Annotated in this window: 17 protein-coding genes; 15 read left to right on the top strand and 2 right to left on the bottom strand. The window is 59.6% G+C overall.

Annotated features, from left to right (window positions below):
- The first annotated feature begins 9 nt into the window (after positions 1–9).
- The 9 genes from mrdA (at position 10) to R84865_RS01575 (ending at position 9419) form a co-directional block, all read left to right on the top strand.
- The gene (gene mrdA, locus R84865_RS01615; protein WP_435631704.1) at positions 10–1977 is read left to right on the top strand and encodes a penicillin-binding protein 2; all 1968 of its coding nucleotides are present in this window, start codon (positions 10–12) and stop codon (positions 1975–1977) included.
- A gap of 6 nt (positions 1978–1983) precedes the next feature.
- Positions 1984–3120, top strand: coding sequence for a rod shape-determining protein RodA (gene rodA / locus R84865_RS01610; RefSeq protein WP_435638662.1), 1137 nt, complete (start codon positions 1984–1986; stop codon positions 3118–3120).
- 62 nt (positions 3121–3182) lie between these two features.
- A complete protein-coding gene (gene mltB, locus R84865_RS01605; protein ID WP_435636936.1) occupies positions 3183–4268 on the top strand; it encodes a lytic murein transglycosylase B in 1086 nt (361 codons plus the stop codon).
- Complete coding sequence (locus R84865_RS01600; RefSeq protein ID WP_435638661.1) at positions 4268–5140, top strand: septal ring lytic transglycosylase RlpA family protein; 873 nt, start codon at positions 4268–4270, stop codon at positions 5138–5140. The genes mltB and R84865_RS01600 overlap by 1 nt, the downstream gene beginning before the upstream one ends.
- A gap of 86 nt (positions 5141–5226) precedes the next feature.
- A complete protein-coding gene (locus R84865_RS01595) occupies positions 5227–6444 on the top strand; it encodes a D-alanyl-D-alanine carboxypeptidase family protein (RefSeq protein WP_435631700.1) in 1218 nt (405 codons plus the stop codon).
- 74 nt (positions 6445–6518) lie between these two features.
- On the top strand, positions 6519–6851 hold the full coding sequence (locus R84865_RS01590) for an HP0495 family protein (RefSeq protein ID WP_435631699.1): 333 nt from the start codon (positions 6519–6521) through the stop codon (positions 6849–6851).
- Position 6852: 1 nt separating this feature from the next.
- Entirely contained in the window at positions 6853–7611 is a 759-nt protein-coding gene (lipB, locus tag R84865_RS01585) for a lipoyl(octanoyl) transferase LipB (RefSeq protein ID WP_435638660.1), read from the top strand.
- A complete protein-coding gene (lipA, locus tag R84865_RS01580; protein WP_435631697.1) occupies positions 7604–8587 on the top strand; it encodes a lipoyl synthase in 984 nt (327 codons plus the stop codon). Before lipB ends, lipA begins: the two co-directional genes overlap by 8 nt.
- A gap of 193 nt (positions 8588–8780) precedes the next feature.
- Positions 8781–9419: an NUDIX hydrolase gene (locus tag R84865_RS01575; RefSeq protein WP_435631696.1), complete on the top strand. Its 639-nt coding sequence runs from the start codon at positions 8781–8783 to the stop codon at positions 9417–9419.
- A gap of 102 nt (positions 9420–9521) precedes the next feature.
- Here R84865_RS01575 and pyk read toward each other — a convergent pair whose 3' ends face one another.
- Positions 9522–10991 carry a pyruvate kinase gene (gene pyk / locus R84865_RS01570; RefSeq protein WP_435631695.1) on the bottom strand — a complete coding sequence of 490 codons (1470 nt, stop codon included), beginning with the start codon at positions 10989–10991 and terminating at the stop codon, positions 9522–9524.
- 639 nt (positions 10992–11630) lie between these two features.
- Between pyk and topA the strand changes: the two genes are divergently transcribed.
- The 3 genes from topA to R84865_RS01555 all read left to right on the top strand — a co-directional run bounded on the left by topA (position 11631) and on the right by R84865_RS01555 (position 15177).
- Positions 11631–14258 (top strand): type I DNA topoisomerase, encoded by a 2628-nt coding sequence (gene topA / locus R84865_RS01565; protein ID WP_435631694.1) that lies wholly within the window; start codon positions 11631–11633, stop codon positions 14256–14258.
- 12 nt (positions 14259–14270) lie between these two features.
- On the top strand, positions 14271–14729 hold the full coding sequence (locus tag R84865_RS01560; RefSeq protein WP_435636941.1) for a DUF6586 family protein: 459 nt from the start codon (positions 14271–14273) through the stop codon (positions 14727–14729).
- Positions 14730–14934: 205 nt separating this feature from the next.
- Entirely contained in the window at positions 14935–15177 is a 243-nt protein-coding gene (locus tag R84865_RS01555; RefSeq protein ID WP_435631692.1) for a hypothetical protein, read from the top strand.
- A 276-nt stretch (positions 15178–15453) separates the two neighbouring features.
- Here R84865_RS01555 and lexA read toward each other — a convergent pair whose 3' ends face one another.
- The gene (gene lexA / locus R84865_RS01550; RefSeq protein WP_435631691.1) at positions 15454–16110 is read right to left on the bottom strand and encodes a transcriptional repressor LexA; all 657 of its coding nucleotides are present in this window, start codon (positions 16108–16110) and stop codon (positions 15454–15456) included.
- 468 nt (positions 16111–16578) lie between these two features.
- Between lexA and nagZ the strand changes: the two genes are divergently transcribed.
- The 3 genes from nagZ (at position 16579) to R84865_RS01535 (ending at position 20932) form a co-directional block, all read left to right on the top strand.
- Positions 16579–17607, top strand: a complete 1029-nt coding sequence (gene nagZ / locus R84865_RS01545; RefSeq protein ID WP_435638659.1) for a beta-N-acetylhexosaminidase — start codon at positions 16579–16581, stop codon at positions 17605–17607.
- An 84-nt stretch (positions 17608–17691) separates the two neighbouring features.
- Positions 17692–18258, top strand: a complete 567-nt coding sequence (locus tag R84865_RS01540) for a hypoxanthine-guanine phosphoribosyltransferase (RefSeq protein WP_435638658.1) — start codon at positions 17692–17694, stop codon at positions 18256–18258.
- Positions 18259–18328: 70 nt separating this feature from the next.
- Positions 18329–20932: a phosphatidylglycerol lysyltransferase domain-containing protein gene (locus R84865_RS01535; protein ID WP_435638657.1), complete on the top strand. Its 2604-nt coding sequence runs from the start codon at positions 18329–18331 to the stop codon at positions 20930–20932.
- Positions 20933–20941 lie beyond the last annotated feature (9 nt).

The following is a 20941-nucleotide window of genomic DNA, read 5'->3' as shown; positions in this document are numbered from 1 at the left end:
TATTGGTGAATGCTTGAAGGTTTACGCCAATTGATCTTCGGGCGGCGCGGCAAGCCGCCTGAAATCAAGGACTCCGCCGCCGAAATCGCGTTGTTTCGGCGGCGCTGCATTGTCGCCTCGATAGCGGTTACCGTGCTTGCGGGAGCGCTGGTGGGGCGCATGGTGTTCCTGCAAATTTACCAGCACAAGCTTTACGTGATGCAGGCTGACAGTAACCGCATTCGCGTCGAGCCTTTGCCGCCCTCGCGCGGGCTGATCTACGATCGTCGCGGGCTGCTGCTGGCGGAAAACCGCCCTACCTATAATTTGATGATTACCCGCGAGCAGGCCGGCGATGCCGACGCCACCATTGATCGTATTATCGATGTGCTGGCACTGCCTGATGCGATGCGCGATACGCTGATCGAGCGCTCTCGGCAGCGCCAACGGCCGTTCGATTCAGCGCTATTACTAAGCGACTTGAACGAGTGGCAAATTGCGCGTCTCTCGCTCAATCGCTATCGCCTACCCGGTGTCGATGTCGAGCCCCAGCTGCTGCGCCACTACACCCAAAGCGTGCCGATGTCGCACGTGATCGGCTACGTCGGGCGCATGAACCGCGACGACATGAAGCGTCTCGATAACAGTAACTATGCGGGTACGCACTTCGTCGGCAAGCTGGGTATTGAGCGTCAATACGAAGATATCCTCCACGGCAAGGTGGGCATGCGGCGTGTCGAAACCAACGCGCATGGGCGTGTGCTGGGTGAAATCGACCGCACGGCGCCCGTCAAGGGCAAGGACCTGACGCTAACGGTCGACAGTCATATGCAGCAGCTCGGCATGAATCTGCTGGAAGGCAAGCGTGGCGCGATCGTCGCGATTCAGCCTGCCACCGGTCAGATTATTGCCATGGCGTCATCGCCCGGCTTCGATGCCAACGCCTTCGTCACCGGCATCAGCACCAAAGATTATCAGCGCCTGCAAAACGACAAGGACCTGCCGCTCTACACCCGTGCCTCGCGCGGTGAATATCCGCCGGCCTCGACGGTCAAGCCCTTCATGGCGCTGGCAGGGCTTCAGCAGAAAGTCATTCGGCCCCAGGACACCATCTTCGATCCCGGCTTCTATCGCCTGCCCAATGATCCTCACCGCTACCGCAACTGGTATCGTCCGGGCCACGGCACGCTCAACATGCACCGAGCCATTGCGCTGTCTAACGACACCTATTTCTTCAACCTGGCGCACCTGCTGGGTATTCAGGGCATCGACGACTTCCTGCACCATTTCGGCTATGGCACTGATACGGCGCTGGACGTGTACGGTGCGCGCCCCGGCGTGCTGCCAAGCCCCGATTGGAAGCGGCAGCGCTTTAACAAACCGTGGTATTCCGGCGAAACGCTCTCGGTGGGCGTAGGGCAGGGCTATTTCCTGGCCACGCCGCTGCAAATGGCGACCTCGCTGTCGGTGCTGGCCAATCGCGGTCACTGGGTGCGGCCTCACCTGTTGGCCGGGGTGGGCGATGCAGCGGTTAACCCGCCGTTCGAGGGAACGCCGCCCGATATCAAGCTCGACGATCCGAAAGGGTGGGACGTCATTATTGATGGCATGAAAGCGGTCGCCGACAATTCGGCCACGCTGCGCTATCGTGACTACTCAATGGCGGCCAAAACCGGTACCGCACAGGTGTACACCATTGGTCAGAACGCACGCTATAACGCCAGCGAAGTGGCCGAGCGGCTGCGCGATCACTCGCTGTTCTCGGCCTTCGCGCCCATCGACAATCCACAGATTGCGGTCGCCGTTATTGTTGAGAACGGTGGCTGGGGTAACTCGGCAGCGGCGCCTATCGGCAAGCGGATGGTCGATGAGTGGATGCACTCGAAACGCTCGCGCGACGTAACGCTGCCCGATATTCGTATGCCTTCGGGAAAAACCCCGGAAGCATCCAACGACTTGCATTCGCTGCCGCCGCTGGGCGATGAAGGGGGGCGCTAGAACACCATGATCGATGCTGTCACACGCGTGATTCGACGCAAACAACGACGTTCGCGCTGGTTTGGACTCGACGCTCTGCATATCGACCTGTGGCTGGTGGGGGCCCTCAGCATCATTATGCTGGGCGGCCTGATTGTGCTGTACAGCGCCGCTGGCGAGAGCACCTTCATGGTCGAGGCACAGGCCGTGCGCTTCGTGATGGCGCTGGTGCTGATGATCGCGATCGCACAGATTCCTCCCACCGTGATGGTGCGCTGGACACCGCTGATCTATGTGGTGGTGGTGGCTCTGCTGGTCGCAGTGGCGGCGTTGGGCTATCACGCCATGGGCGCGCAGCGCTGGCTGATCATTCCCGGCATAGGGCGCTTTCAGCCGTCGGAATTCATGAAGATAGTCATGCCGATGACCCTGGCAACCTATCTCTCCATGCGCAGCCTGCCGCTGTCGTGGCTCGATCTGCTGGTGTGCCTGATTTTGCTGATGGTGCCGGTGGCGCTGATCATGGATCAGCCCGACCTGGGTACCGCCATGCTGGTCACCTTCGGTGGCTGCTTCGTAATCCTGTTTGCGGGCATCTCGTGGCGCTTGATTGGTATCTGCGTGCTGATCGTGGTAGCCGCCTTGCCGCTGCTGTGGTTCAACATGTACGACTATCAGCAGCAGCGTGTAATGACCTTCCTGAGTCCCGAAACCGACCCGCTTGGTGCAGGGTGGAACATTATCCAGTCGAAAACCGCGATTGGTTCAGGCGGCATCTTCGGCAAGGGCTGGACCCACGGTTCGCAATCGCACTTGCAGTTTTTGCCGGAAAGCCATACCGATTTCATCGTCGCTGTGCTGGCCGAAGAGTTTGGTTTCGTGGGCGTGTGCCTGCTGCTGCTTGGCTATCTGGTGGTGGTGTTCCGTGGCATGATGCTGGCATCGCGCGCCCAGGACACCTTCGGCCGATTGGCCGCCGGTAGTTTGGCGCTGATCTTCTTTATTTATGTCGTCGTCAACATCGGCATGGTCAGTGGCCTGATGCCGGTGGTGGGGGTACCGCTGCCGTTAATCAGCTATGGCGGCACCGCCAGCGTGACCTTGCTGGCAGGGTTCGGTATCCTGATGTCAATTGGCACCCAGCGCAGGCTGGTGTCGCGGTAATGCGTCACGTTTTGCAAGGAAGCAGGGCGTGGGTATGTAGATCACCTGACAGGAATGTCGGTTTGCTAAGGCAACTCCCCACCATGATTGATGATGCGGCTACCTCTTCCCGGGTTGCCTCGCCGATAGTGCCGCTACTGCACCGCATAGCGCGCCGCTGGCTGCTGCCCGTGGCGCTGCTGTCCGCGGCTCCGCTGGCATCGGCCGATGCACACAGCTACGCCCCCGATAGCCACCCCGATGTGGCCGCAATGATCGATCAACTGGCTGAACACCATCATCTGGATGCTGAAGCACTGGCGGACGTGATGAGTCACGCCGAACGCAGCCAGCAGGTGCTCGACGCCATGTCGCGTCCGGCCGAACATCATCTGCGCTGGGATCAGTACCGCCAGATTTTCATCAAGCCGCAGCGGGTTAATCAGGGCGTAGCGTTTATCGCCGAGCACCTTGATGACTTCGAGCGCGCCGAGCGTGAATACGGCGTGCCGCGTGAAATTATCGCCGCCATTCTTGGCGTTGAAACGTCGTATGGCAGAAACAAGGGCAATATTCGGGTGATCGATGCGCTCTCAACGCTCGCCTTCGATTATCCGCCGCGCCATGAGTTCTTCCGCAAAGAGCTGGAAGCCTACCTGACGCTCACGCAGCAACAGCATCTCGACCCGCTCGCGATCAAAGGCTCCTATGCCGGTGCCTTCGGCTACTCACAGTTCATTCCGTCGAGCTATGCCGCCTACGCGGTCGATTTCAATGGCAACGGCGTGCGCGATCTGGTCGATGAGCCAAGCGATGCAATTGGTAGCGTTGCCAACTACTTTGCCGAACACGGTTGGGTGCAGGGTGTGCCGGTGGCGCTGCCCGCGCAAGGGCCTGAGCGTGAAACGCCCAACGGTCTGCCGATCAACTCGATCGATGCGCCCAGCGTGTCGAACGCTGAGCTGCGCGACAACGGTATTCAATCGCTGGTGCCGCTGGCGCGCGATGAACGCGTCACTCCCATCGCCCTTGATTACGCCGACGGGCATCTTGACTGGTGGCTGGGCACTCGCAACTTCCACGTGATTACGCTCTATAATCGAAGTCATCTGTACGCCATGGTGGTGGCGGAATTGGCCGAACAAATCAAAGAGGCGCTTAAGCACTGATGGGCTCTCGTTCAACTCTTGTAGCGGCGCTGGGCGCCTCGTTAGCAGTGGTGGTGCTGGCCGGCTGTGCTGGTGGCGGGGGCGGGCCCAACGCAGGGCGCTACGCCAACGACACCGACGCCTATCCCAGCGAAAAGCGCGATCTGTCGGAAGTGAAGGATGCTGTGCCGCGTGTCGAGCCGCGCTCCAAAGGCGGCAACGGCCCCACCTATGAAGTATCGGGGCAAACCTACCGAGTGATGGACAACGCTAGCGGCTACAACGAAGTTGGGCTGGCATCATTCTATGGCACTAAGTTCGACGGCTACGCGACCTCCAACGGTGAGCGCTACGACATGTACGGCATGTCCGCTGCGCACAAAACGCTGCCGCTGCCTACCTACGTGCGGGTGACTAACCTGGCGAATGGCCGTCATGTTATTGTCAGGGTAAATGATCGCGGTCCTTTCCATAGTGATCGTATTCTCGACCTTTCCTATGCTGCCGCCTATAAGCTTGGTTATCTCAATCAAGGCACTGCACGTGTCAGGGTTGAAGCCATCGACCCGCGCCAGTGGAATGCCGACGATGAAGCAAGCGAGCCCGCTGAAGCGGTCTCTTCGGGTGCATCGGCTGGGCCTCAGCAAGCGCCCACCGCCGGCTCCGGTAATACCTATTTGCAGGTGGCAGCGGTGGGAAATGCCTCCTCTGCCGAGCAATTGCGCCAAACGCTGGCCGACAAGCTGGGCGTGAACGGCAGAGTGGTGCCGTTTAACGGCATATACCGCGTGCAGGCCGGCCCCTGGGATTCGCCTGCTGACGTTGAAGATGCGCGTCGTCAACTTGAAGCACTGGGCTACAGTCATCCGCTGGTGGTGACCGGTACGCCATAACGTTTGAAGCGCGCTTGCCCGTTGCGAATACTGTCGGAGCGGGGCGCTGGCTGCTTCACTATCATAATAGAGAGAAGATATTCGCCATGATGCAAAACGCAATTTTAGTAAAACGCTGGCGCAACCTTGGGTTTGTGGCGCTGCTGACCTTTGCCGGTGCCTCTGCGGCAAGCGCTGCCGAAGGGCCGGTGCCCGATTCTCAGCAGCCTTCGGTTAATCCGCAGGACTTCATGCCCGAACCTCCATCGGTCGCGGCAACCTCTTGGGTGCTGATGGACGCTGACAGTGGCGACGTTATCTATGCGCATGACGAGCACAAACGCCTGCCGCCCGCCAGTCTGACCAAACTGATGACCTCCTATATCGCTGAGTACGAGATGGCCGCTGGCCGTCTGCACGGCGATGATCAGGCGCTGGTGAGCGAACATGCCTGGCGTACCGGTGGTTCGCGGATGTTCCTCAAGCCCAACACGCGAGTGTCGATCGACAATCTGATGCAAGGCATCGTGGTGCAGTCGGGCAATGACGCCGCCGTTACCATGGCCGAGCACATCGGCGGCAGCGAGGATTCGTTTGCCCAGCTGATGAACCAGCACGCGCAGATGCTGGGTCTGAAGGACACGCACTACGTCAATGCTACCGGTCTGCCCCACGATAACCATTACTCTTCTGCTTACGATCTGGCCGAGCTGTCGCGTCACATCATCGACGACTATCCCGATCACTATAAGCTCTATAAAGAGAAAGAGTTCGTCTACAACGGCATCCGCCAGCCTAACCGCAACCTGCTGCTGTGGCGCGACAAGCGCATCGATGGCCTGAAAACCGGCTATACCGACGCAGCGGGCTACTGCATGGTGGCCTCGGGCACCGAAAATGGCAGCCGCATGATCGCTGTTGTGCTGGGCACCAAAAATGAATCTGCCCGCGCGCAGGAAACGCTCAAGCTGATTTCCTACGGCTTCCGTTACTTCCACACCCGTAAGCTGTTCGAAGCGGGCCACGTGGTACGCGATGCGCGCGTGTGGGGCGGTGCCAGCACTACCGTGCCGGTCGGCTTCCCGAAAGACGTATACGTCACGCTGCCGCAGAACAAGCAGAAAGGCCTGTCGCAGCGAGTTGAGCTCGAGTCCGATCTCAATGCGCCCATCAGCAAGGGTCAGGTACTCGGTAAGCTCTCCATCGTACACGATGGTGAAGTTGTTACTTCCCGTCCGCTGGTAGCGCTTGAGTCCGATGACGAAGGTGGCTTTATCCGCAAAGGCTGGGATAGCATCGTTCGTACCGTCACTGGTTGGTTCTAAGCCAACCATCAATGAGCAGCGCATGGCGCTGCTCATTGCGTTTAACGCTGGCGTTAGCGTCAGGAGAGCACCTCATGAAGTTCCCCAACTCAGATAAGCCGGTCGTGATGTCCGACAGTGCCGAGAAAAATTCATCGGCGTCGGGTCAGCTGCCGCCGAAAATCGAGTTTCCGACCGATTACCCGATCAAGATCGTTGGCGATGCCAGCGACGAATTCAAAGCCCAAATGCTGGCCATCGTTGAGCAGTTTGCGCCGGGTGTCGACGCAAGTACGGTGTCAGTGCAGGATAGCCGCAACGGCCGCTTCCGCTCGCTGCGTGTGACTATCAGGGCGACCAGCGAGCAGCAGCTCAAGGAGCTGTTCGCAGCGTTGAAGGCCAGCGGTCACGTGCATATGGTGATCTAGCATGAGTGCACCAGCGTCGCTCTCAGCGGCAACGGCAACGCACCAGGTCGATGTGTATCAGCTCGGGGTAATGCCTTACCGGCGCACGCTAGCGGCCATGCATCACTACACTGCCAACCGTGGTGCCGATGATCGTGACCAGATCTGGCTAGTGCAGCACCCGCCGGTATTCACCCAGGGGCAGGCCGGCCGGCCCGATCATCTGCTCGATGTGGGTGATATCGAGGTCGTGCAGGCAGATCGCGGCGGCCAGGTCACCTACCATGGCCCCGGGCAGTTGGTGGCCTACGTGCTGTTCGATATCAAGCGCTTGGGAATTGGCGTGCGGGCCTTGGTTTCAGCGCTTGAAGGCTCTATTGTGGGGGCCTGCGCATCACATGACGTAGCCGCCTATGCGCGCCCCGATGCGCCCGGTGTCTATGTCGATCACCCTCAGCAGGGCGAAATGAAAATCGCCTCGCTGGGGCTGCGCATTCGAAGAGGATGCAGCTTTCACGGTGTCGCGTACAATATCGCCATGGATCTGGCGCCTTTCCTGCGTATCGATCCATGCGGCTATGCCGGAATGAAGATGACTCAGTTAAGCGACTGGGTGAGCACTTCACCCAGCTGTGCCAGCGAAGCGCCACGATGGTTGGCCGCCTTCGCACACGCCTTATCGCAGCAGGGCGTTACCCAGCGCCTGATCATGAATCACCATGACAAGCTGCCCGACAGCGTGGCCCATACAACAGATAAGCCAGGACAAGTCGATGAGTGAGACAACCGCCAGCAGCACCAAAGCGCGCGCCAACCGCGTTGAGCGTGGGGTAAAACTGCGCGGCGCGGAAAAGATGGCGCGTATTCCGGTCAAGGTGATCCCTACCGAAACGCTGCCTAAAAAGCCTGATTGGCTGAAGGTTCGCATGCCGATCTCGCCGGAGGTGACTCGCATCAAGAACACGCTGCGCCAGCACGGCCTGCATTCGGTGTGTGAGGAAGCCTCCTGTCCTAATCTGGGCGAGTGCTTCAGCAACGGCACCGCTACCTTCATGATCATGGGCGATATCTGCACCCGCCGCTGTCCGTTTTGCGATGTGGCACACGGGCGTCCCAATGCGCTGAATGAAAATGAGCCGCGCGAGCTGGCCGAGGCAATCGCTGATATGCGCCTGCGCTATGTGGTCATCACCTCGGTGGATCGCGACGATCTGCGCGACGGCGGTGCCAATCACTTCCTGGAGTGTATTCGCGAGATCAGAAAGCGCAGCCCCAATATCGAAATCGAGACGCTGGTGCCCGATTTCCGTGGCCGCATGGATGTTGCGCTCGAGGTGCTGGCACAGGAGCCGCCGGATGTGTTCAACCACAACCTCGAAACCGTGCCGTCGCTGTATCGCAAGGTGCGTCCGGGGGCCGATTATCAGTGGTCGCTTGATCTGCTCAAGCGCTACAAGGAAGCGCGCCCCGATATCATGACCAAATCCGGTTTGATGGTCGGAGTGGGCGAGACCGACGAGCAGATTCTCGAGGTCATGCGTGATCTACGCGCACACAACGTCGATATGCTGACGATTGGGCAGTACATGCAGCCGTCGCGCAGCCACCTGCCCATCGACCGCTGGGTGCCGCCCAAAACCTTCGAATGGTATGCCGACAAAGGGTACGAAATGGGCTTTACCCACGTAGCCTCCGGCCCGCTGGTGCGCTCAAGCTACCACGCTGACAAGCAGGCCCACGGCGGGCAGGTGAAATAACCGCCAGCGCGTGACCTTTATCGGCACTGCATGCGTAACGAGCGCGGCCATCTGGCCGCGTTCGCTGCGTTTGATGGCGCTGTTTTCACCCCGCTAGCGCGGCCCTGGGGGCATTCTGATAGCGGTATCGCCGGCGCGTTATTGGTCGTACACTGATTGTAATGGTAGTCATTTACTGGAGGCTTCGAGAGGCATGGCGCAGAACTGGGTAGACTTCGCGCAACGGTTGAGAGCGCTGGCGCAAACCGGACAAACCTATACCGACAACCATTTCGAGTTGGAGCGCTACCAGGAGCTAGAGCGGCTGGCGCACCAAATGTTTGCCGCGCTGTCTGACTCACCCGTTGAAAAGGTCGATAACTTTTTCTTCCCCGAGAAGGGCTACGCGACGCCCAAGGTCGATGTGCGCGGCGCAGTATTTCGCGACAACCGCGTGCTGCTGGTGCGCGAGCGCCGCGACGGCTGCTGGACGCTTCCCGGTGGCTGGGCCGATGTTGCCGAGCCACCCGGCCCCGGCGCCATTCGTGAGATTTGGGAGGAGGCGGGGCTGGCAGCCGTCAATCCACGCTTGGCACTGCTGCGCGACCGCAATCTCCACGACTATAAGCACCAGTCGCCGAGCCATATCTATAAGCTTTTTTATCTCTGTGATGAGGCCGCCGGCAGTCGCTTCAGTGCCGCCGATTTTGTTGCCAATAACGAAACAGACGCCGCCGATTTCTTTGCCGTCGACGATTTGCCGCCGCTCTCGACGCCCCGCACGCTAGAAAAGGATATTCATCACCTCTATGCGTTTTTGCGCGGCGATATTACCGAGGTAGAGTCCGACTAACAGCGTGCGAATGATCCGCCAAGTGCGGGTGTGACCGCGCATAAAAAACGCTGCCGGGCCAAGCCCGGCAGCGTTTTTTCAGGTGAAACGGCCGTCGCTGTATCAGCCGATTTCGGTACCTACCTGAACGATCTTCAGGGTATTGGTGCCGCCTTGCGCCGAGCTGTGATCGCCTTTGGTCAGAATCACGAAGTCGCCTTCTTGCAGCAGTTTGCGTGACTCCAGTGTTTCCAGCGTGCGCGCGTTCACTTCAGCGTTGTCGAAGTTATCAGCGTCGAAGTGCAGCGGAATAACGCCGCGGAACAGCGCCATGCGACGCAGTGTAGCGGGGTTGTTCGACAGTCCGATAATCGGCAGCGCCGAGCGGATGCGCGAGGCAATCAGCGGCGTATGTCCAGACTCGGTGAGACAGGAGATAGCGGCCACGCCTTCCAGATGGTTAGCGGCATACATGGCCGATAGCGCGACGGTTTCGTCGATGCGATGGAAGGTATCTTTCATGCGGTGTTTCGACTCTTGCGCTTCGCGTTCGCGCTCGGCACCACGACAGCAGCGGTCCATTGCCTGGATTGTTTCTACCGGGAAGTCGCCAGCAGCAGTTTCTGCTGAACACATCACCGCGTCGGTGCCATCGAGCACTGCGTTAGCGACGTCGAATACTTCGGCGCGGGTCGGCAGCGGGCTGGAAATCATCGATTCCATCATCTGGGTGGCGGTGATGACGACGCGATCCAGGGTGCGCGCACGTGCGATCATGCGTTTTTGCACGCCAATCAACTGCGCATCGCCAATTTCAACGCCCAAGTCACCGCGCGCTACCATTACCGCGTCCGAGGCAATGATAATGTCGTCGAGGGTTTCGTTGTCGGCAACGGCTTCAGCACGCTCGACCTTGGCCACCAGACCGATGCCTTTCCCTGCTTCGCCCATCAGATCACGCGCGTAGCGCATGTCGTCGCCAGAGCGGGGGAACGAAATCGCCAGGTAGTCGACGCCAATCGAGATGGCGGTCTTCATGTCCTGCTTGTCTTTTTCGGTCAGCGCAGCAGCCGACAAACCGCCGCCTTGTTTGTTGATGCCTTTATTGTTGGAGAGCTTGCCGCCCACCTTGACCTTGCAGTTGATGTGCGGCGGCTTGACGTCGACCACGTCAAATACCACGCGGCCGTCATCGAGCAGCAGTACGTCACCCGCTTTAAGGTCGTCGGCCAGTTCCTTGTAGTCGCAGCCCACTTGATGCTGATCGCCGTCGTCATCGTTGAGCGATACATCGATGCGGAAATCGGCGCCTTCTTCGAGTACAACCTTGCCTTCCTTGAAGCGCGCGATGCGGATCTTCGGCCCTTGCAGGTCACCGAGAATCGCAACGGTGCGGCCCTGCTGTTCCGCTGCCTTGCGCACTGCTTCGGCGCGGTTGCGGTGATCGTCGGCAGAGCCGTGGGAGAAGTTCAGTCGCACCACGTCGACGCCGGCTTTCACCATCGCATCAAGAACCCCGGGGCGATCGCTCGCGGGACCGAGGGTAGCGACAATTTTGGTACGCCGAATCGGAGTGTGCTGGGTAGTCGACATCAAGCGATCTCCTTAGTGCTAAGGTCGTTAGCGGTTGTCAGTAACATTACTGAGTAAGTGTCGCTAATCTAACCGAATTGGGAAAAGTTAGCGAGAAACTGAATTCTGACTGTCGAAAGTTTCCCACTTTTCTAATCATTATGCAGTGAGCCTTTACGCTAAGCACAGCCACCGGTAAACGCTGCTGCTGGCGGCAATTCAGGCTTGCCTGTGGCGAATTGTGCAGCGCTAGGGTAGGGTAGGCGGAATTTTAACGCTCATCCGACCCTTCTCGCGGGCCCCCTGCCTAGCGAGGCTTGGTGCCCGTGTAGCGGTGCTGGTGGCGAGGCCAGTTACCAAACTGCTTCATTAGTTGCTCACGGTGGCCCTTGCCGTATTGAGCTACGCTGTATGCGTTGCACGTTTTTGCGCGCCAGCATTGCTGCCCGCTGCTGGCAAGCGTTAGGGCTGACTAACGTAGCGCTGGCGAAATATGCTGCTGTGCGCCAGCGCGGCGTCAAGGCCAAACGTTTTTACTGATAGCGTTCAGGCAGGCAACAGTTTTTATCGTGCCAGCCTGGGTGAACGAATTGAATTTTGCATATTGCGCCCGAATAAAGTTAAGTCCGCCCAGTCAGCGGCACAATGAGACGGAGTTCCATGGGTAAGTCACTGGTGATAGTCGAGTCGCCTGCCAAGGCCAAGACCATCAACAAATATCTCGGTAATGATTTCGTCGTGAAGTCCAGCGTCGGGCATATTCGCGATCTTCCGACCAGTTCCAACAGCAAGAGTGATCCCGCTGCCCGTGCGCGGCAGGCAGCTGCAACGCGCAAGATGAGCGCCGAGCAGAAGGCTGAGTACAAGCGCGAAAAAGCCCGTGCTCAGCTGGTGCGCCGTATGGGCGTCGATCCCGACCATGATTGGCAGGCGCACTACGAAGTGCTGCCGGGCAAGGAAAAAGTGGTCGACGAGCTTAAGCGCCTGGCCGCCAAAGCCGACACCGTCTATCTCGCGACCGATTTGGACCGCGAAGGGGAGGCGATTGCCTGGCATCTGCGCGAAACCATCGGTGGCGACGATTCGCGCTACAAGCGCGTGGTGTTTAACGAAATTACTAAAAACGCCATTCAGCAGGCGTTCAAGGCGCCTAGTGAACTGCAGATGCCGCGTGTCTACGCTCAGCAGGCGCGGCGTTTTCTCGACCGCGTGGTGGGCTTTATGGTGTCGCCGCTGCTGTGGTCGAAGGTGGCTCGCGGGCTATCGGCGGGGCGCGTGCAGTCAGTAGCGGTGCGCTTGATTGTTGATCGCGAGCGTGAGATTCGTGCCTTTATTCCCGAAGAATATTGGGACGTACACGCCGATCTGGTCAGCGACGGCGGCGAACCCATTCGCTTCGAAGTGGCGCGCAAGGACGGCGCTGCTTTCCGTCCCACCAGTGAAGAGCAAACGCTGAGCGCCATCGAGCCGCTGAAAAAGGCCGCGCTCAAGGTCAGCGAACGGCAGGACAAGCCTACCTCCAGCAAACCTACTGCACCCTTTATTACCTCGACGCTACAGCAGGCGGCGAGCGGTCGCTTAGGGTTCTCGGTACGCAAGACCATGACGCTGGCCCAGCGCCTCTACGAGGCGGGCTATATCACTTACATGCGTACCGATTCGACCAACCTGTCGGCCGATGCGGTCAGTGCAGCGCGTGACTATATCAGCACCACCTTCGGCAGCGAGTATCTGCCCGAGCAGCCCAATCGCTATGCTTCCAAGGATAATGCCCAAGAGGCGCACGAGGCGATTCGCCCCAGTAACGTCAAGCTTTCGGCGGCGCAGCTGTCGGGTATGGAGCGCGACGCCGAGCGACTCTATGAGCTGATCTGGCGACAGTTTGTGGCCTGTCAGATGGTGCCTGCCAAGTACCTTTCCACCAACCTGATCGTCAAAAGCGAAGGCTTTGAGCTGCGCGCCAAAGGGCGCGTGCTGAAGTTCGACGGTTACACGCGGGTAGCACCGGCGGGACGCGGAGAAGATCAGGCCCTGCCTGATCTTCCCGAAGGTACTGCGCTGTCGCTCGCTGAGCTCGATCCACAGCAGCACTTTACCAAGCCCAATCCTCGCTACACCGAGGCGAGCCTGGTGCGTGAGCTTGAGAAGCGCGGTATCGGCCGTCCTTCTACCTATGCGTCGATCATTTCGACCATTCAGGAGCGCGGCTATGTAGTGCTCGACAGCCGCCGTTTCTATGCGCAAACGCTGGGCGAAATCGTCACTGATCGGTTGGTCGAGTCGTTCGACGACCTGCTCGATTATGGCTTCACCGCCCGAATGGAAGACGAGCTTGACGAAATCGCTACCGGTGAGGTGCAGTGGAAGCATGTGCTCAACGACTTCTACGGCGGCTTCAAGAAGAAGCTCGACCACGCGGAAGGCGATGATGGCATGCGCCCCAATCTGCCGATTCCGACCGATATCGACTGCCCGAAATGCGGGCGCAAGATGCAGATTCGCATCGGCTCGACCGGGGTATTCCTTGGCTGCTCTGGCTATAACCTGCCGCCCAAAGAGCGCTGCAAGGAGACCATCGATCTGATTCCCGGCGATGAAGTGGTGCCTGCCGATGCCGGCGAAGAGGCGGAAACCGATGCGCTGCGTGCGCGGTGGCGTAATCCGCACACCGGCAACGCAATGGACAGCTACCTGATCGATGAGCACCGCAAACTCCATCTAAGCAACGACGATGACGGCTATTACGCCATCGAAGAGGGTACCTTCAAGATCAAGGGCTACGAAGGGCCCACCCTTGAGTGCGATAAGTGTGGTTCGGAAATGCAGCTGCGCTCGGGGCGTTTCGGCAAGTATTTCGCCTGCACCAATGAGGCCTGCACCAACACCCGTAAACTGCTGCGCAGCGGTGAGCCTGCGCCGCCCAAGATGGACCCGATCGATATGCCGGAGCTGGCGTGTCAGAAGGTCGATGATCACTACGTGCTGCGCGACGGTGCCAGCGGGCTGTTCCTTGCCGCCAGTGGCTTTCCCAAGAACCGCGAGACGCGGGCGCCGCTGGTCATGGAGCTGAAGCCGCATCGCGAAGCGCTGCCCGAGAAGTATCACTTCCTGCTGGACGCACCCGAGGCCGATCCCGACGGGCACCCTGCGCAAATCCGTTTTTCACGTAAGGCGAAGGCGCAATACGTGATGACCGAAAATGACGCGGGCAAGGCGAGCGGCTGGCGCGCAACGTACGATGATGGACGTTGGCAGGTCGAAGATAAGCGCAAACCGGCCAAGTCATAGAGGGCAATCGTTATGGAGCAGCGCCGCCGCACTCACGAACTTCTCTATCACGCCGAGGTGGTGTTGAAAGAGCGCCGTTCGAGCAGTGGGCTCAGCAATGCCGAGCTGCCTCCCGCCGTACGTGCGCAGGCGTTGGAGCAGGCTGCCACGGCGCTGATCGACGCTGCGCTACACTCTGCGGTTATCGAATGTTCGCCAGCGGGAACGGTCGTCGACGACTGGCGCTCGTACCTGCGCGAGCACGCTGATGACAGCGCCGAGCTGCGCCGCTTGTCGCAGCAGCTGCTGCCGGGCGGTGAGCTATCGGTGCTGTTTGATCATCCGCTCTATGCACCTCAGGCAGCTTCCGGCGCTTACGCGGCTGGCAGCGCCACCATTGCGAGCGATGCACAAAAGCTGTCACTGGAGCACTGTTTGCAGCGTTTAAAAGCGCTGCTAAACGAGCTGCGGGAGAGTAGCCTCGAATGGTGATCTGTCGCTATTCTTAACGTGGTGATAGAATACGTCTCCTTTCGATGATGCGATTCCGTTGAGAAAACACCATCGCTCGGTGACGGGTACCGCTGCGCGCTCTTTAATGGCGCTTGCCAAGCGAACCTTCGATCGCTGCTCCGCGGCATTCGTCCGCCGGATGCTTGCCCGCACCGCCTATTGATCAACAGGACGAGGTGATGAAATGTCCGATACCGCTATTCTGGAAATTGTGGAATTGGCCGATGGTGAAGTTGTCCTCCGTCCTTCCGAAGGCGCCGGAGATGCGCTGGTGTCGGTGCGTTTTTCCTCTGAAGCACTTGAGTTGCTGCGCACCTCGCGCTTTCAGGTGGCCAAGGAGATGATCGATCACGCCATCACGCGCACTCGACTGTGGGACGAAGGCGACGTGATCGAAGAAGTGGATGATCACACCACCGTGCACTGAAGCACATCGGCAAGTCTCTGCATCGTGTCGCCACTGCTGGGCCAATAGCAACGCCGACGCGACAAAAAAGGCAGCGTTTTCACGCTGCCTTTTTTATTGCCGTTTTGTCGCTGTAAGCGAACGACGCGCTTTGCGAAACGACGCATGGCAGATTATTCGTTGCGCAGATAGCAGGGCGCTTTGTCCTGGGTGGATGAGCGACCCTCCATGCTGCATTGGTGCCGGCCGGCCGCACCGCCGCAGCGATCACACCGGCCGTACAGTGCCTCACGGCTATTAGTGCAGTCCTTGGCCGTTGTCGCCCCTGATAATGCCCACGCCAACCCCTTCGATATCAAACCCTTCGCTGGGATCGACGATGATCGGTTCGAAGTCAGGGTTTTCTGCCAGCAGCCGTATCTCCTTGCCGGAGCGCTCGAAGCGCTTGACGGTAACATCTTCGCCAATCCGGGCAATCACGATCTGACCATTACGCACCTCGCTGGTGCGGTGAACCGCCAGCAGATCGCCATCGAGAATGCCGGCGTCGCGCATCGACAGCCCCTTAACGCGCAGCAGATAGTCGGCTCGCGGTGAGAAGAAGTCGGCCGGCAGCGGGCAGTAGCGATCAATATGCTCGGTCGCCAGTACTGGGCTGCCTGCGGCCACCTGACCGATAACGGCGAGCCCTTGTGCTTCTTCGATGGGCTCGTTAGCGGCAGCATCGCTGGCAGGCTCCTGATTGACCACGCGAATACCTCGCGAAGCGCCGGGGATCATTTCGATCACGCCCTTGCGCTTGAGCGCCTTCAAGTGTTCTTCAGCAGCATTGGCCGAGCGAAACCCCAGCGCCTGCGCAATTTCCGCGCGAGTGGGGGGGTAACCGTGAGTAGCCAGAGTACCGGTGATCAGGTCCAGTACTTCTTGTTGGCGGCGAGTAAGCGGTTTGGTCATAGCGGTTTGGCCTAAGCGGAATCCATGACTGTAATTGTATCCAGTATTATCGCTAACGCAAGGGGGAGTAGCGGGCGACGCATCATTAATGGCTGCGCTTTATATGTCGCAGGCCGAATCACGAATTAGGGAAAGGGCAACGAATAAGTGCACTTTGCGCAGTCGTGGCCGAATCACGAAAGACGGCTCGGGCAACGAATGAGTGCACTTTGCGCAGTCGTCGCCGAATCACGAAAGACGGCTCGGGCAACGAATGAGTGCACTTTGCGCCACCGCAGGCCGAACTAATAAAGGTGACGCGAACAGGGAATGGTTCGCTCTTTATGTGGTCAGTAGGGCGATGCCTCTGTTTTATTGAGCGCCGAGCGCTGCGCTTGCCGGGAGTTTTAACGGCCACTGTGGGTGCCTCGACTCCCTTTCGGCCAGCGCCTAGAATAGCGCAGATATTTATCTGTCAGGAGAATGGCCATGAGCGTTGCTCTCGGTCCCGTTATGATCGACGTGGCCTCTACAACCCTCGATAACAGTGATCGCGCACTGCTCGAGCATCCTTCGGTGGGCGGCGTGGTGCTGTTTGCACGCAATCTGGAATCGCCCGCGCAGTGTCGAGCGCTGTGCGACGCCATCCGCAGTCAGCGTCCGGATATTCTGATCAGCGTCGATCATGAGGGAGGACGGGTGCAGCGGCTGCGTGAAGGACTGACCTCGCTGCCGCCCATGTGCGCCTTTGGCCATCGCTATCCAGAACAACCGCAGCAAACGCTGGCATTGGTGCACGAATGCGGTTGGCTAATGTCGCAAGAGTTGGCAGCCTGCGGTGTCGATTTCTCCTTTGCGCCGGTGTTGGATGTTGATGAGAAACTCAGCAAGGTGATTGGCGAGCGCTCGTTTTCGCCGGTGCCGGCACAGGTCAGCACGCTGGCCGGTGCGCTGCTCGATGGCTTCGAAGAGGGGGGTATGGCGTCGGTAGGCAAGCATTTTCCCGGTCACGGTGGGGTTGAAGCAGACTCTCATCTCGAGCTACCGGTTGACGAGCGCTCGCTGGCGGCGCTTGAAGCTCACGATCTGATTCCATTTACTGAGTTGGCCTCGCGTCTGACGGCGGTGATGCCATCCCACGTGCGCTATCCCGCCTTCGATCCTAATCCGACCGGCTTCTCCGCTGCCTGGCTCGATTATCTACGCAATACGCTTGGGTTCAGCGGTGCGATTCTCTCCGATGATTTATCGATGCATGGTGCAAGTTTCGCCGGTGGGCCGGTAGAGCGCGCTCAGCTAGCGCTGCAAGCGGGCTGTGATGCAGTGTTGGTGTGCAATGATCGCGACGCTGCGCGTGCGGTGCTCGATAGCGTTGCTCCAGAGGATGAGCGGGCCGCGCGCCTCGCAGCGCTGCGTCGTACCCAGCCGCTGCCTTCATTGGATGTGCTCAAGGCGCTGCCGCGCTGGCAGCACGCGCACGATAGTTTAACCGCGCTGGCTGCTCAGTACGGCTATTGAGTGGTATCCTAGCACTACAACGGAGGCTGCCAACGCAGCGCTCCGTCTTTTTATTTCACTTCCAACCACTGCCAGATTGCTTTCATGACCGCCTTAGAAAACCTTCGTGACGAAATGCGCACGCTCAAGCAGCACGCCGATTGCCTGATTCCCCAGACAGCCATCGAAGCCGCTCTGGATCGTATGGCTGAGCAGATCACTGAGCAACTAGGCGATAAGCTGCCGCTGTTTTTCTGCGTGATGAATGGCGGCTTGATTACCTCTGGGCATTTGCTGACGCGGCTCGACTTTCCCCTCGAAATCGATTATCTGCACGCCACTCGTTACCGTGACAAGCTGCGCGGTGGTGAGCTGTTTTGGCGAGTGTCGCCGGAAACGCCCATCGCGGGACGTCATGTGGTGATCGTTGACGATATTCTCGATGAGGGCGCTACGTTGTGCGCTATTAAGCGCCACTGCGAGCAGGCTGGTGCAGCATCGGTGACAACGGCGGTATTGGTCGACAAGAATCACGACCGTAAAGCCCAGCAAAATCTGAAGGCCGACTTCTGCGAACTGTCCGTGGCCGACCGTTTTCTGTTCGGCTTCGGCATGGACTACAAGGGCTATTGGCGCAACGCACCCGGTATCTATGCGCCCAAGGGGCTGTAATTGAGCACTTCTCTAATGGCGCACCCCATCGTTACGCGAGCCCATTGAACGATGTTGAAGACAGGCGCAGATGAGCAAAACCTCTAGCAATCGACGCCGCACCCGCACCAGACTGCGTATTCGCCTGCTGCGCTGGCAGCGGCGCATAGCGCCGTATCGTCAGGTGCTGGGCATTGTTACCACGCTGATTGTGCTGATCGGTGCGCTCGCGGTGTGTTGGCACATGCTGTCAGAGATCGATGCGCGTCTAGTGCGTGCTTCGCTGGCGCAGGTGCCGCTCTATGCGGTGCTAGGCTCGCTACTGGCGGCGCTAGGCAGCTATGGGGCCTTGGTCTTATACGAATGGTCGGCGGCGCGTTTCGCCGGTGTCAAACTGCGCTGGCCGCTGCTGATGTTAGGGGGAAGCTGCGCCACTGCGGTAGGCAATGCGATCGGCTTGTCGATGCTGTCGGGCGGAGCAGTGCGCTGCCGACTCTACTTCCCGCAGGGGCTGCACGCGCCTGATGTCGCGCGAATGTCGGTATTTGTCAGCCTTGCGTTGGGGGTAACGCTGCCGCCGCTGGCGGCGGTGGCGGCGCTGATCCACCAGGACACTGCCGCGCAAGCCCTGCATCTTCCGCATTGGGCGGTGGCTGCCATCGGCTATGCCGTCATTGCCCTCTACGTGATCGCGCTGGTGCTGCTGTATCGCGCCCGTCAGCCGGAGTGTCCCGCCCCCGACGCGCGCATGCACAAACTGGGCAGATCGCTGTGGCGGCTACCTAGCCTGAGGCTGTCGTTGTTCCAGTTGGTGATTACCCTGGCGGACGTTACCTGCGCCGCTGCGGTGCTCTATCTGCTGCTGCCGAATGCGCCGCCGTTCGCCACCTTCCTGCTGGTGTATCTGCTAGCGCTAGCCGCCGGTGTGCTCAGCCACGTGCCGGGCGGCATCGGTGTGTTTGAAGCCATCATTCTGTCGGCCTTCTCGGGGCAGGTTGGGGCGGCCGAACTAACCGCGGCGCTGCTGCTTTATCGGGTTATCTATGTGCTGCTGCCGCTGCTACTGGCCTTTATCGCGCTGCTGATCAATGAAGCCAGAAAGATTGCCGATCGGTTGTCGGACGGCACGGTGATAAGTCTGGTCGCGCCGATGCTGGCGCTGATGCTGTTTGCGGTGGGGATTACCGAGCTGTTGTCGAACGTGGCTCCCGAGGCCACGCTGTTCGCTGGTTTTGTATCGCGCTGGGCACCGGCGGCGTTACTCGAGGTAGCGACGCTGGCCTTGAGCGTACTAGGGCTGGTATCGCTGGTGCTAGCGCGCGGACTGGGGCGGCGCATGGCAAGCGCATGGCGCTGGTCGGTGCTGACGCTGCTGGTGGGTGGCGGTTGTGCGCTAATCAAGGGTGTCGACGTCGTTGATCTGGCGCTAATTATTCCTTCGCTGCTGGCGCTGCTGGTCTTTCGCAGCGCCTTCTATCGCGATAACGCACTGCTGTCGATGCCGCTGTCGTGGCGTTTTGTGCTGGCCTGTGTGGGGGTGGTGCTGGTCAGCGCGTGGCTGATGCTGCTTTCCCACCGCGGCACGCCGCTTGCCAGCGCGCTGTGGTGGCACGCTGACTACGATGTGCTGCTGTCGCGCGCGTTCCAGGGAGTGGTCATCAGTGCACTGCTATTGTTCGGGATTACCCTGTGGTGGCTGCTTCGTCCGGTGAAGCCATTGCTGCCGGCGTCTCCCAAGGCGGTCGAGAGAGCGCTGGCGATTGTCGGTAAATCGCGTCAGCCAGAAGGCATGCTGCTGGCGACCGGTGGCAAGTCGCTGCTGTTCAATAAGAAGAAAAACGCCTTCATTGCCTACCGCCAGCACCATCGTTATCTGGTCGCCCTGTGTGATCCTGTGGGCGCTACCGCGTGCCGCGCAGGGCTGGTATGGGATTTCCGCGACCTTGGCGAACGGCGCGGCCTGACGCCGCTCATCTATCTGGCGCATCACGAAGATTTAGCGCTCTATCAGCAGGCGGGGCAAATTGCCGTCAAGGTGGCACAGGAGCATCTGGTCACGCTCGATGCAACACAGCGCGACGCAGCTACCGAGCAGGCGTTGTCTAGCGTGTGGCGTGAAGGCTGCGAGCAGGGGCTCAGCTTCGCCCTTTACGCAGCGGGCGAGGCACCGCTGCAGGCGCTAAGAGAGGTTTCTGATCAATGGGTAACCGAGCAGGGCATCAATGAACGGCGTTACTCGTGTGGTCGCTTCGATGCACACTACCTGCAGCATTTCCGTATCGCAACGGTAAGCCATGACGGTAAAGTGCTGGCGTTCGCCAGTGTGATGGAAGCTGGGGGCGCGCCGCGGGTGGTGATTGATCTGGTGCGCTGGCTGCCGGGGCTGTGTGAACATTCGCTGGATTGGCTGTTATGCGCAATGATGCGCAGCCTGGCCCTAGAAGGATACGCCGAGCTGAGCGTTGCCACCTTGCCAGTGGCACAGATCAGTAAAGGGCGTGCGGGCGGCTTGGCAAGGGCGGTCAATGAATACGTGCTAAGCCGCGGTGAAACGCTGGCAAGAGAAGGGCGCCTGGCGCACTTCGAAGCACTCTTCGCGCCGAGCGTCAGGCCGCGCTACCTGGTGCTGCCGGTCGGTATCGACCCTGCCCAGGCGCTCGACGACATCGCCGAGCTGGTCAGTCAGCCGCAGTAGCCGCGGCCA

Source organism: Carnimonas bestiolae (genome assembly GCF_051251145.1).
GTDB classification, from domain to species: domain Bacteria; phylum Pseudomonadota; class Gammaproteobacteria; order Pseudomonadales; family Halomonadaceae; genus Carnimonas; species Carnimonas bestiolae.
This window is presented reverse-complemented; position numbering and strand designations above follow the sequence as displayed.

What these genes read in the sequence shown, in the direction of transcription:
- R84865_RS01555 (WP_435631692.1), top strand. Translation starts at nt 14,935, where the DNA reads ATGTCCGATACCGCTATTCTGGAAATTGTGGAATTGGCCGATGGTGAA.
- lipA (WP_435631697.1), top strand. Translation starts at nt 7,604, where the DNA reads ATGAGTGAGACAACCGCCAGCAGCACCAAAGCGCGCGCCAACCGCGTT.
- lipB (WP_435638660.1), top strand. Translation starts at nt 6,853, where the DNA reads ATGAGTGCACCAGCGTCGCTCTCAGCGGCAACGGCAACGCACCAGGTC.
- R84865_RS01560 (WP_435636941.1), top strand. Translation starts at nt 14,271, where the DNA reads ATGGAGCAGCGCCGCCGCACTCACGAACTTCTCTATCACGCCGAGGTG.
- rodA (WP_435638662.1), top strand. Translation starts at nt 1,984, where the DNA reads ATGATCGATGCTGTCACACGCGTGATTCGACGCAAACAACGACGTTCG.
- mrdA (WP_435631704.1), top strand. Translation starts at nt 10, where the DNA reads ATGCTTGAAGGTTTACGCCAATTGATCTTCGGGCGGCGCGGCAAGCCG.
- nagZ (WP_435638659.1), top strand. Translation starts at nt 16,579, where the DNA reads ATGAGCGTTGCTCTCGGTCCCGTTATGATCGACGTGGCCTCTACAACC.
- lexA (WP_435631691.1), bottom strand. Translation starts at nt 16,110, where the DNA reads ATGACCAAACCGCTTACTCGCCGCCAACAAGAAGTACTGGACCTGATC.
- topA (WP_435631694.1), top strand. Translation starts at nt 11,631, where the DNA reads ATGGGTAAGTCACTGGTGATAGTCGAGTCGCCTGCCAAGGCCAAGACC.
- pyk (WP_435631695.1), bottom strand. Translation starts at nt 10,991, where the DNA reads ATGTCGACTACCCAGCACACTCCGATTCGGCGTACCAAAATTGTCGCT.
- R84865_RS01535 (WP_435638657.1), top strand. Translation starts at nt 18,329, where the DNA reads ATGAGCAAAACCTCTAGCAATCGACGCCGCACCCGCACCAGACTGCGT.
- R84865_RS01575 (WP_435631696.1), top strand. Translation starts at nt 8,781, where the DNA reads ATGGCGCAGAACTGGGTAGACTTCGCGCAACGGTTGAGAGCGCTGGCG.
- R84865_RS01595 (WP_435631700.1), top strand. Translation starts at nt 5,227, where the DNA reads ATGATGCAAAACGCAATTTTAGTAAAACGCTGGCGCAACCTTGGGTTT.
- R84865_RS01540 (WP_435638658.1), top strand. Translation starts at nt 17,692, where the DNA reads ATGACCGCCTTAGAAAACCTTCGTGACGAAATGCGCACGCTCAAGCAG.
- R84865_RS01600 (WP_435638661.1), top strand. Translation starts at nt 4,268, where the DNA reads ATGGGCTCTCGTTCAACTCTTGTAGCGGCGCTGGGCGCCTCGTTAGCA.
- R84865_RS01590 (WP_435631699.1), top strand. Translation starts at nt 6,519, where the DNA reads ATGAAGTTCCCCAACTCAGATAAGCCGGTCGTGATGTCCGACAGTGCC.